The sequence below is a fragment of the Clostridioides sp. LIBA-6822 genome (assembly GCF_056688955.1).
In genome coordinates this window covers 3,515,514-3,527,669 of the sequence record NZ_CP196995.1, presented here as the reverse complement: position 1 = coordinate 3,527,669, position 12,156 = coordinate 3,515,514, and the positions used below count along the sequence as shown (strand labels likewise).

Genomic DNA, 12,156 nt, shown 5'->3' with positions numbered 1-12,156 from the left:
AAATATATGACGTTTAATTTACATAAAATACATAATGCAGTTAACTGGAATAGAGAAGAAGATGGATTTACACAGGCTTTTTGGGAGCAAAATGTAAAACAATTTTGGCTTCCTGAAGAAATATCTGTTTCTAAGGACATCAAGGTATGGAATGAACTGAGTGATAAGGAAAAGGAATTGTATAAAAAAGTATTGGGTGGTTTAACATTATTGGATACAAAACAGGGGAATAATGGAATACCATCTATGATGAGTTTAACAGAAAATCTGCAAAGAAAGGCTGTCTTGTCTTTTATGGGGACTATGGAAGAAATACATGCAAAAAGTTATTCTTCTATATTTATGACTTTACTTTCTAATTCAGAAATAGATGAGTTATTTGAATGGATAGAAACAGAGCCAACTTTACAAAAAAAGGCTGACTTAGTTTTAGCTCAGTATGAAAACACTACAAATCAAAAGGATTTGTACTTATCTATGGTTACAAGTGTATTTTTAGAGAGTTTTCTGTTTTATTCAGGATTCTTTTATCCATTGTATCTATCTGGTCAAGGAAAGATGGTAGCTAGTGGAGAAATAATATCACTTATTCTTAGAGATGAGTCTTTACATGGTAAGTATATAGGATTGCTTGCACAAGAAATATACGATGAATTTGATGAAATTGATAAGAAAAAACTAAAAGAGAAGATGTATTCTATACTTGATAACCTTATGGAGAATGAGATAGAATACACAAATGCTATATATAAAGAAAGTGGGCTTGAAAAAGAGGTAGTAAACTTTTTGAAATATAATGCAAATAGAGCTTTAGAAAATCTAGGCTTTGAGAAGTTATATATTGTAGATGCTATCAATCCAATTGTATTAAATGGTCTTAGTACGGAAACTAAAACACATGATTTCTTTTCAACTAAAGGCAATGGATACCAAAAAGGAGTATATGAGGAATTAGAAGATGAAGATTTTATAATATAAATTTATAAATTGTGACATACTGTTGTCACTTTTATCATGATAATATCAATGTATAAAATATATATGGAGGTATTCTCATGAAATATGAATGGAGAAAAAAAGATAAGGAGTTATATTTACTTAAGAAGAATCCAGTAATAGTTGAAGTACCAGAGCAGAAATTTATTATGTTAAAAGGGAATGGAGACCCAAATGACAAAGAATTTACTGAAGCAATAGGAGTACTTTATTCTTTGGCATATGCAATAAAATCCATGCCTAAGAAGGGAATTGTGCCAGAAGGGTATTTTGATTATACTGTTTTTCCTTTAGAAGCTATATGGGATAAAGGAGAAAAAAGCAAATACTCAGATATACTTATTAAAGAAGACTTGATTTATACTATGATGATACGTCAGCCAGATTTTGTTACACAAGACTTGTTAGATAAAGCTATCGACATAGTAAAAAAGAAGAAACCACATAACCTTCTTGAAAAAGTTAAATTTGGGTTTATTAATGAAGGATTGTGTGTCCAAATGCTTCATGTAGGTTCATATGATAATGAACCAGAAAGTTTTGACATTATGAGTGAATTTTGTAAAAGAAATAATCTTGTAAGAAAATCTAATGTACATCGTGAAATTTATATAAGTGATGCTAGAAAAGTATCTCCTGATTTATTAAAGACAGTTTTACGTTTTGAAGTAAAAAGAGAAATATAAGTGTTATATTGTGGTATTATATTACTTTATTGTTATACTATAATAAAGTAATGAGGTGATTATATGAAAAGTAATAGATTATTTGAAATTATTTATATCCTTTTAGATAAGAAAAAAGTAACTGCAACAGAATTAGCTGAACATTTTGAAGTATCTAGAAGAACTATTTGTAGGGATGTCGAAATACTGTCAACTTCTGGTATTCCAATTTATACTGACAAAGGTAGAAATGGGGGTATAGGTATTTTGGATAATTTTACCTTTGATAAATCTATTTTATCTGAGCAAGAACAGAAAGAAATTCTAGCCTCATTAGAGAGTTTAAATATGCTTAAATATCCAGAGGTTAATTCTATATTATCGAAACTTAAACCTTTATTTTGTAAGTCAGATATAAACTGGATAACTGTTGATTTTTCTCATTGGGGTAGTGATGATGTAGAAAAAGATAAATTTATAAAAATAAAATCAGCTATATTAGATTGTAATATTATAACTTTTGAGTATATAAATACTTATGGAAAGGTAACAAAGCGTTGTGTAGAACCACTTATGCTTTGGTTTAAAGAGAAGTCTTGGTATATCAAAGCTTATTGTCGTCAAAAAAATGATTATAGAATTTTTAGGATTGTAAGGATGAGAAATATATGTGTTTGTAAACAGACGTTTATAAGGAGTATACCAATTGAAGTGGGAGAGATAAAAGAAGATAAAAATGAAAGTATTACTTTAAAGTTGAAAATTTCTAAAGATGTAGCTTATAGAGTGTATGATGAATTTGATATTGATAACATATTATGTGATAATGATGGAGATTTCATCGTAACAGTACAGTATCCAAAAAATGATTGGATATATGGATATATACTTTCTTTTGGAAATAAGATTAAAGTATTGGAACCAATAGATGTTAGAAATAGAATTTTACAAATTATAGATGAAGTTAAAATGAAATATTTATAAAGATTATAAAAAGAGGTTGTCTCAAAATAGAGAGATAAGCCTCTTTTTCATTATTGAAATGATGAAAATATATTTGATTACATACAAAGAAGAGTGCCTCATGAACTAAAAAGTTCATTTTGAGACACCAGCTTTTTTACTTTAGTTTCAATATTCAATTTGATTTCTTATAATATTAAAAAAATTTCTACCTTTATTAGTATTATTATCAAATATTAATACTAATTGCGTACATATCATTATATAATATTTATAGATTATTATATAAGTAGGTTACTAGAAATATATGTATATAATTATTTAAAATAAATTGAATATACTATTTACTATTTTAATTAAAACAGTAAAAAAATGTAGATAAATATTATTTTATTAAGAAAAATTTAATATATTGACAAAATTTAAGTGCTCATTTAAACTAGTAATTGATAATAATATTCAATATTAAATAATAGGAGGAGCTATGAATAAATATCTTCTAATAAATCCAGTGGCAGAAAGAATGTATGGGGAAAAGTTTCACCTTGTCAAAGAAAATTTGATAAAAAAGGGTTACATAATGGCAGAATGTGAGCCACAATTGGAATATGTAAAGAAGCAATACAAAGAGTATATAAAAAAGACTGAAAATACAATGTTAGATTGTAGATGTCCAGAAAGTATAAATCTTTTAAAAAGAAATAATTTGATAGATAGTTTTGAAGTACCTATGATAGAACCAATACTAGTAAGGACTTGTAGGGTTTTATATGATAAATATATCAAAAGTGAAGAGGATATGTTGATAGTAACCTGTCCATGTACACAATTAAGGGACTTTGCAAGTGAAAAGTTTAAAGATAAGAGTAATGCTATATTTTATACATGGAAAGAGTTTGCTGAAAAAGAAGGTATAAAATCGCTTGGAAAGATAGATGAATCTCCAATTCCATTAGGATATTTTAAAGACTCTTTTGAAAAAGTTCTTGAAGTATCGAGTGAAGATGAAATCTTAAGCAAAATACAAAAAATAAGAAATAGTTCTGAAGATAAGTATGATATAGTAGAAATGTTTTATTGTAAAGATGGATGTAATAATGGAGATGGTTTGTAAATGGTCAATAAATTTAATAATAAGTTTTTAAGTCTAATAAAAAGTGTTTTGATATTTTTCATAATTCTTTTACTATGGAAAATTACTAATTATCTTGGTATTTGGAGTGATTATATATTACCATCACCTGAAAAGGTGTATAGTACATTTTTAAATATGATAAGTGATGGTTCAATATTTATTAATGTATATGCAAGTATGAAAAGAGTTTTGATAGGATTTGCAATAAGTACTGCAATAGGTGTACCTTTAGGGATATTCTTTGGAATTCATAGTGAAGTATATGAATATTTTAAATCACTAATAAATTTTTTAAGAAATACACCTCCACTTGCTTTAATACCAATGCTTATACTATGGTTTGGCATAGGAGAAGAATCGAAAATTATAATTATAGTTTTGGCTTCTTTTTTCCCAATCTTTACAAGCACATTAAAGGGGATTAGGAATTGTGACTCAAAACTGATTGAAGTAGGTAGAGTATTTGAGTTTTCAAAGCTACAAATAATATTTAAAATAATTATACCTAATGCCATTCTTGATATTGCAGTCGGGCTAAAGTTGGCTCTTGGATATAGTTTTAGAGCGATTATTGGGGCAGAACTTGTAGCAGCATCATCAGGTCTTGGTTACTTGATATCTGATGGAAAGGAAATGTCTAGGACAGATGTTGTCATTGTAGGTATAATCGTAATTGGACTTTTAGGAATAATTACAGATTATATATTTTCAATTATTGTGAAAAAGGTAAGTAAGGGAAAGATGGTGGAAGCCTATGAATAATTTAGTATGTGATTCTGGATATATAATCAGAAATCTATCTAAAAGTTATGAAGTTGACAATGAAGAGCATATAGTTCTTAGTAATATTTCTTTAAACATAGATAAAAATCATATAACTGTAATTTTAGGTGAAAGTGGATGTGGAAAGACTACCTTACTTAGGGCAATTGCATCCCTTGAAGATATAAATAGTGGTGAGATTAGATTTGTTAAAGATAATAAAGAGCATAAACCTAATGTAGGATTTGTATTTCAAGAGAGTAGATTGATGCTTTGGTTAAATGTAAGTGAAAATATAGCCTTTCATAATCAAAGAAAAAACACTATTTTAAGTAAAGTATTTGGTAAATTCAAATATCAGAAAAGCATTGATAGTAAAGGTATAAATGATGATTCCATAGATTTAGAAACTAATGATAATTTAAATTACTTGAATAGACCTAATAAGAAAAATTGTATCGATGTAGAAAAATATCTTAAGATGATGAACTTGCAGAAATTTAAAAACTCTTATCCAAATGAGTTATCAGGAGGTATGGCGCAGAGAGTAAGTATAGCTAGAGCTCTTTCTTTCAATCCAGATATGTTGTTTATGGACGAACCTTTTTCGGCATTAGATTATTTTACAAGGATTGATATGCAAAACGAAGTTATAAGAATACATAAATCAACTAATAAAGGTGTAATATTTGTAACTCACGATATCGATGAAGCATTAAAGATAGGCAAAAAAATAGTTGTTTTTACAGATGAAAGAAAAATAAAAGAATTTAATATAGAAGATGATTATGATAGAGATTTAACTTCAGACTATTATATTAAATTAAAAAAAGATATTTTAATGACAATGAAATCAAACAAAGACGTTTAAAGAAATTAATAATATTTTAAGGAGTAAAGTAAATGAAATTAAAAAAACTATTGGTAGGTATAACGATATTAACACTTGCAACAACAGCTTTAGCTGGATGTGCTAAAAAGGATGATGGAGAAAAACTTTCAGAAATAAATTTAACTTATGTAAAATCACCATTAAATGTTCCTTCTATAATTCAAAAACAGGATGATTTATTTGGAAAGGAATTTAAAAAGGATAATATAAAAGTTAATTTCCATGAAATTACTACAGGACCAGAGCAGACACAGGCCTTAGCTGCTGGAGAAATAGATTTTTTACATGCACTAGGTGGTACGTCAGCTTTGATAGCTGCATCTAATGGAGTGGAATTAAAGATATTAAACACTTATAGTAGGTCACCAAAAGGATTTATGATTTTGACTAACGATGGTTTAATAAAATCAGCAGCAGATTTAGCAGGTAAGAAGGTAGCAGGGCCAAAGGGGACTATACTACACCAAGTATTAATTGCAGCTCTTGATAAAGAAGGATTAAGTATGGATGATGTAGAGTTTATTAACATGGGTATCCCAGAAGCATCAGCAGCTCTTGCTGATGGTAGTGTTGATGCTGCATTGATTGCTGGACCAGCAGCCCTTAAAGCTATGAAGTCTGGAAGTAAACTTGTAGCAAATGGTGAAGGTTTAGTAGATGGGATAATAGTAACAGCTGTTAGTACAGATTTTGCAGAGAAACATCCAGAGATAGTTGAAAGATTTATGAAGGTTGAAAAAGAGACTTTAGAATATGTAAATAATAATTTTGATGAAGCTATGGAAAAAGTAGCTAAAGAAGTTGATTTAAGTGTTGAAGAAACTAAAGAGTTATACGCTTGGTATGATTTTAGTTTAGATATAACAGATAAAGACATATCTTCACTTGAAGATACACAAAACTTCTTAATAAAAAATGGATTACAAGAGAAAAAAGTAGATATAAAAGAATTACTATATGCTACTAAGTAGAAATTATGCTAAAATAATATTAAATAGAAACTATAATAAAAGTTTAAGTTACCTTAATTAAGGTAACTTTTTCTATTTTATATTAATAATTATATTTATTTTTAGTAGGGTTAGTTAATGTTAAAATAGATATCGGGAGGAATATATGAGTCATAAAATATATATTGTGGAAGATGATATATCAATAAGTACATTACTTAAGGATTATATTGAGAAATATGGATTTGAAGTGGTTGTTGAAGAAAACTTTGATGATATAATGGTTACATTTGAAAAAATAAAGCCAGATTTAGTGCTATTAGATGTAAATTTACCCAAATTTGATGGTTTTTACTGGTGTAGATGTATTAGACAGCAGTCTAATCTACCTATAATTTTTATATCAGCTAGAGATGGGAATGTAGACCAGATTAGAGCTTTAGAAAGTGGAGCAGATGATTATATAACAAAGCCTTTTTATTATGATGTAGTAATGGCAAAGATAAAGAGTCATATAAGAAGAGTATATGGTGAATATTCACCTAAAATAGATGAAAGAATAGTTGAATTAGATGGATTGAAGTTTTATCCAGAGAGGTTGGAGTTAGAATTAGGTGGAAAGGTTCTAATTATTACTAAGAAAGAAGGCATATTGATTGAATGTCTTATTAAAAAATATCCAAAGGTAGTAAGTAGAGATTATCTGTTAGAAAAGATATGGGACGATATTGAATTTGTAGAAGAAAATACTCTAAATGTAAATGTTAGCAGGATAAGAAAAAGATTTGAGGAATTAGGTATAGATAATGCTGTTCAGACTGTACGAGGATTAGGATATAAATTAAATAAAAATTGGTAGGGAGAAAATATGAAATTATTTTTTAGAGATTGTAAGGGTTATATTTTTATATATTATATAGGAATATTTATGACAATTACTTATTGTAATCTTATGAAGTTTATCAATTTTGGAGAGAGCTTATATATTCTTTTATTTAGCTCTTTTATATTATTGTGTTTTTTAATATATAAGTACTATAAGCATAGAGAAGTATATACTCTATTCAAAAAAGGTATAAAATCTCTGGATGAATCATTCTTGTATTTAGGAAATTCTTTTTTGGGAAGAAATATATCAGCTATTTTAAAACAACAACATAAATTATATCAATCAATGATACAAGAACATAAAAAAGTACATAGTGAGCATTTAACTTTCATCAACCAGTGGATTCACCAGATGAAAACACCAGTATCAGTTATAAGTCTTCAACTTCAAGAATATGAGGGAGAAGAAGTAACAGAAAACATAAGAGAAGAGTTAGATAGATTAAATAAAGGTCTAAATATGGCTATGCATTTTGCAAGGGCAGATAATTTCCAAAAAGATTTTGTGGTTGAAAAAGCTAGATTGAATGAAATTGTAGTTGGTATTGTAAATGAAGAAAAGAGATTGTTTATAAAAAGTGAGATAATTCCTAATATAAAAATAGACAAGTTTACTTATGTTTATACAGATATAAAATGGATGAAATTTATAATAAGTCAATTGATTACAAATGGTGTGAAATATTCTAAAGGTTATAGCAACTACCTAAATATAAAAGCTGAAGAAAACAATAAATATGTAACTTTAAGTATAATAGATGAAGGGACTGGGATTGTTTCTAAAGATATAAAAAGAGTATTTGACCCGTTTTTTACAGGGGAAAATGGTCGTAAGTTTGGAGAATCTACAGGTATGGGACTTTATCTAGTAAAAAAAGTATGTGATGATTTAGGGCATAAAGTCAGCATAAAATCAGAAGTAGGAAAAGGCACAGAAGTTTCAATAATGTTTAATAAAGATAATATGAATAATCTTCTATAATGAATCTTCAATTGATTATGTTTTTTATTAATTTATATATCATTTGTTGAATGAGATAATTACAGTTAAAAAATCTAATTTTAATAGAGTTTACTTGCAAACCTTACATAGCTGTAAGGTTTGTGTAATGTTTGTAGATAGTTAAATTTTCTAATCTAAATTACAATTAGTGTAAGAAATAACATAAAAAATAAATTTTGTAAAAAGGAAAGGATGTTTATTGATGAGCTTAGATATTATTTTCATATTAAAATCAGTTATGATAGCTATAGTAGAGGGGCTTACGGAATTTATCCCAGTTTCATCTACTGGTCATATGATATTGGTTGGTAGCTTGATAGATTTTAAAGGACAATTTGCTGAAATGTTTGAGGTTGTAATACAACTTGGAGCAATATTAGCAGTAGTAGTACTTTATTGGAAAAAAATAAAAGATAGTGTTATAGAATTTTTTAAGTTTATATTTACTGGTGGAAAAAAAGGAAAGACTGGCTTTAAATTTGGAATGAATGTAATTATAGCATGTATTCCATTTGCGATTGTGGGGGTTCTATTTTATGACAACATAAAAGCCTTGTTTAATTTACAATCTGTAATTATAGGATTTATAGTTGGTGGGATTTTATTACTAGTGGTAGAGACTTTGTTTAGAAAAAAGAAACATTCTACTGATAATATAGACAAAATCACGCCAATACAAGCATTAAAAGTTGGAGTTTTACAAGTTTTATCTGCATGGCCAGGTATGTCAAGAAGTGCATCTACTATTATGGGTGGATGGATAGCAGGACTTAATTCTCCTATAGCAGCTGAATTTTCTTTCTTTTTAGCTGTGCCAGCTATGGTAGCTTCCTCAGGAAAGGATTTATTTGAATTTGATTATTCAATAATGACACCAACATTGTGGATTGCCTTGATAGTTGGATTTATAGTAGCTTTTATTGTATCAATAGTAGTTATGGAAAAATTTGTGGATTTTCTAAAGAAAAAATCAATGAGAGTATTTGCTATATATAGAATACTTATGGGAATATTGCTTGCTATATTAGCTTTTACAAACATAATTAGTGTATAGATTAAGATATATTTATTATTTACAAAAATTAGCTAACCAATATAAATAATAATTAACAAATAAATATATATGTTATTTCAAAAATTAGATTAGAAAGGATAGTTAATAATGAAAATTTTAACTGTAAATAATTTAAGTAAAGTATATGGCAAGAAAATAATTTTTAATGCATTAAATGATATAAATTTTAGTATAGATGATGGAGAATTTGTAGGAATTATGGGACCATCTGGCAGTGGGAAAACTACTCTTTTAAATATGATTTCTACTATTGATAAACCAACTACAGGAACTATGGAGCTAAAAGGTAAGAATCCACTACTATTAAAAGGTGAAGAACTTGCATTATTTAGAAGAAGAGAGTTAGGTTTTGTATTTCAGGATTTTAATTTATTAGATACCCTGACTATAGGTGAAAATATAGTATTGCCATTGACATTAGATAAGGTTAGTGTAAAAGAACAAAATAATAGATTGGCTGAAGTATCTGGAATTTTAGGGATAAAAGATTTATTAGACAAAAGAACTTTTGAAGTATCAGGTGGTCAAGCTCAGAGGACTGCTATTGCTAGAGCATTAATAAATAGACCATCAATACTTTTAGCAGATGAACCAACTGGTAATTTAGATTCAAAGTCATCAAAGACTGTTATGGAGTTATTTGAGAATATAAATAGAGAAAATAAGGTTACTACTATGATGGTAACTCATGACCCATTAGCTGCAAGCTATTGTAGTAGGATTTTATTTATAAAAGATGGAGCTATATATAATGAAATATATAAGGGAAGTAGTAGAGAGCAGTTTTATCAAGAGATAATGGATGTACTTACATTATTGGGGGGCGATAATTAATGAATATAAAACAATTTGCCATCAACAATATTTCAAGAAACATTAAAGCTTATGTAGGGTATTTAGCAAGTATTGTTATATCCTCTGCCCTACTATTTTCTTTTATCATGTTTACAAGTCATCCAAATTTAGAGATATCTCAATTTCCCGATTATCTAAAAGAGGGACTTAAGATGAGTAAAATAATTGCATATTTATTTTTATTCTTCTTTGTGTTTTATTCGGTTAGTATATTTCTTAAAAGTAGATATAAAGAATTTGGAATACTTTATATTACAGGGATATCAAAGCGACAGGTAATGAAGTTAATTTTTATAGAAAATATAATAATAAATATAGCATCTTCTGTAATTGGAGTAATAATAGGCTTAGTCTTTTCAAAGATATTTTTAGTGATTATGTCTACCTTTTTAGAATTATCACCATTGAAGTTCTATATACCAATAAATGCAATATTATCTACTTTATTTTACTTCATAGTTTTGGCTATATTAACATCAGTATTTACTTCTTTTATAGTTAAGGAAAATCAAGTATTGAGATTGCTTAAAGGTACAAAGACTCCAAAACCAGAGCCTAAAACATCACTAGTATTTGTTATATTAAGTATTTGTCTGTTTGTAATAGCATATTATAGTGCGGTTACATCAACTGACCAATATACAACATATCTACGCTTAGTTCCAGTTACATCTCTTACTATATTAGCAACCTATTTATTTTTTTCTCAATTTAGTGTGTTTTTTCTAAAAAAGCTAAAATTAAATAAGAGATTTTATAGAAAAAATACGAATATGCTTTGGATTTCAAATTTGATTTACAAAGTAAAGGATAATGCTAGGATATTCTTTTTGATAGCTATAACTTCTGCAGTAGCATTTACTGCTATAGGTACAGTTTATTCATTTTGGAAAGATGTAAAGCGTCAAATTAATTTAATATATCCTAACACAATGTATTATTCAACAATGACTTTGCATAATGATACTAACAAGCCTGATAGTAAAGAAAAAGATAAGGAAAGAATGAGCTTTATAGAAAGCAAATTAAAAAAAGAAAATATAGATTATACGAGAATTAATGGAGAATTTAAAACTGTATTTCCTAAGAAAAGCGATTTTAATGTGAGAATTATGAAAGAATCTAAGTATCTAGAAATCACAAAGATTATAGGAGTTAAGCCTATAAGTTTTGAAGATAATGAATCTATATCATTGCTTTCATCAGGCTTACCAGGTGATAAGAAAGTTAAAGACAATGTTGTTATAGGGAATAAAAGTTTAAAGGTGGTAAAACAAGTAGAAGAGTGTGTTATGCCAGCATATTATGACAATATGTATGTGGTAAAAGATAATTTTTATGATAGTATAAAATCAAAATTTATAGTGGATAGATTTACTACATTTGAAGTAGTTGATTCAAGCAAAACTACAGAGATATGTAGGCAATTTGAGAATAAATTTAATGATGAGTCTGGAATGCAACCATATTTATTCTTCTCTAAAGAATTAATGATAGAAAATGGTAAATTAACATATTCTACATTTATGTTTTTGGCAATATTTATAGGTATGATTTTCTTTGTTACTACAAGTAGTTTTTTATATAATAAGTCTTATATGGATTGTCAAGTTGACAAGAAAAAGTATGAGCAGTTAAATAAATTGGGGATGACATATAATGAGATTAAAAAAGCTTCAACTATTGAAATTGGAATTGTATTTTTGTTGCCTTATGTAGTGGCAGTTATACATTCGATATTTGCACTTACTGCACTGAGAAATTCTTTTGATATAGAGGTAGCATCTTCGGCAGTTTTGGTAATGGGAAGCTTATTTTTAGTTCAAATAGTGTATTTCTTAATTGTGAGAAATAATTATTTAAAAGAGATAAGGTTAAATTTAGTTAATTTTTAGGAGAGATTATTAACTAATAAAAAGTATTTAAAATTGATTAATATTACTGGAATTATAAATATTTATTTTTTCAGTAA

12 protein-coding genes are annotated in these 12,156 nt (G+C 27.5%); all 12 read left to right on the top strand.

What is annotated here, in order from left to right:
- The first annotated feature begins 6 nt into the window (after window positions 1-6).
- The 12 genes from nrdF to ACTG48_RS16720 all read left to right on the top strand — a co-directional run bounded on the left by nrdF (window position 7) and on the right by ACTG48_RS16720 (window position 12,079).
- Complete coding sequence (gene nrdF / locus ACTG48_RS16775; protein ID WP_021385855.1) at window positions 7-978, top strand: class 1b ribonucleoside-diphosphate reductase subunit beta; 972 nt, start codon at window positions 7-9, stop codon at window positions 976-978.
- A 77-nt stretch (window positions 979-1,055) separates the two neighbouring features.
- Window positions 1,056-1,682, top strand: a complete 627-nt coding sequence (locus tag ACTG48_RS16770; protein ID WP_021385916.1) for a GyrI-like domain-containing protein — start codon at window positions 1,056-1,058, stop codon at window positions 1,680-1,682.
- A 63-nt stretch (window positions 1,683-1,745) separates the two neighbouring features.
- Complete coding sequence (locus tag ACTG48_RS16765; RefSeq protein WP_479917453.1) at window positions 1,746-2,645, top strand: helix-turn-helix transcriptional regulator; 900 nt, start codon at window positions 1,746-1,748, stop codon at window positions 2,643-2,645.
- Window positions 2,646-3,108: 463 nt separating this feature from the next.
- Complete coding sequence (locus ACTG48_RS16760; protein ID WP_021385847.1) at window positions 3,109-3,738, top strand: hypothetical protein; 630 nt, start codon at window positions 3,109-3,111, stop codon at window positions 3,736-3,738.
- On the top strand, window positions 3,739-4,521 hold the full coding sequence (locus ACTG48_RS16755; RefSeq protein ID WP_021385879.1) for an ABC transporter permease: 783 nt from the start codon (window positions 3,739-3,741) through the stop codon (window positions 4,519-4,521).
- On the top strand, window positions 4,514-5,392 hold the full coding sequence (locus ACTG48_RS16750) for an ABC transporter ATP-binding protein (RefSeq protein ID WP_021385909.1): 879 nt from the start codon (window positions 4,514-4,516) through the stop codon (window positions 5,390-5,392). The genes ACTG48_RS16755 and ACTG48_RS16750 overlap by 8 nt, the downstream gene beginning before the upstream one ends.
- A 32-nt stretch (window positions 5,393-5,424) precedes the next feature.
- Window positions 5,425-6,384 (top strand): ABC transporter substrate-binding protein, encoded by a 960-nt coding sequence (locus tag ACTG48_RS16745; protein ID WP_479917452.1) that lies wholly within the window; start codon window positions 5,425-5,427, stop codon window positions 6,382-6,384.
- A 145-nt stretch (window positions 6,385-6,529) separates the two neighbouring features.
- Window positions 6,530-7,222 (top strand): response regulator transcription factor, encoded by a 693-nt coding sequence (locus ACTG48_RS16740; protein ID WP_021385930.1) that lies wholly within the window; start codon window positions 6,530-6,532, stop codon window positions 7,220-7,222.
- A gap of 261 nt (window positions 7,223-7,483) precedes the next feature.
- Window positions 7,484-8,233 (top strand): ATP-binding protein, encoded by a 750-nt coding sequence (locus ACTG48_RS16735; RefSeq protein WP_479917451.1) that lies wholly within the window; start codon window positions 7,484-7,486, stop codon window positions 8,231-8,233.
- A gap of 223 nt (window positions 8,234-8,456) precedes the next feature.
- The gene (locus tag ACTG48_RS16730) at window positions 8,457-9,308 is read left to right on the top strand and encodes an undecaprenyl-diphosphate phosphatase (RefSeq protein ID WP_021385942.1); all 852 of its coding nucleotides are present in this window, start codon (window positions 8,457-8,459) and stop codon (window positions 9,306-9,308) included.
- Window positions 9,309-9,416: 108 nt separating this feature from the next.
- Entirely contained in the window at window positions 9,417-10,163 is a 747-nt protein-coding gene (locus ACTG48_RS16725; RefSeq protein WP_021385829.1) for an ABC transporter ATP-binding protein, read from the top strand.
- A complete protein-coding gene (locus tag ACTG48_RS16720) occupies window positions 10,163-12,079 on the top strand; it encodes an FtsX-like permease family protein (protein WP_479917450.1) in 1,917 nt (638 codons plus the stop codon). Before ACTG48_RS16725 ends, ACTG48_RS16720 begins: the two co-directional genes overlap by 1 nt.
- Window positions 12,080-12,156 lie beyond the last annotated feature (77 nt).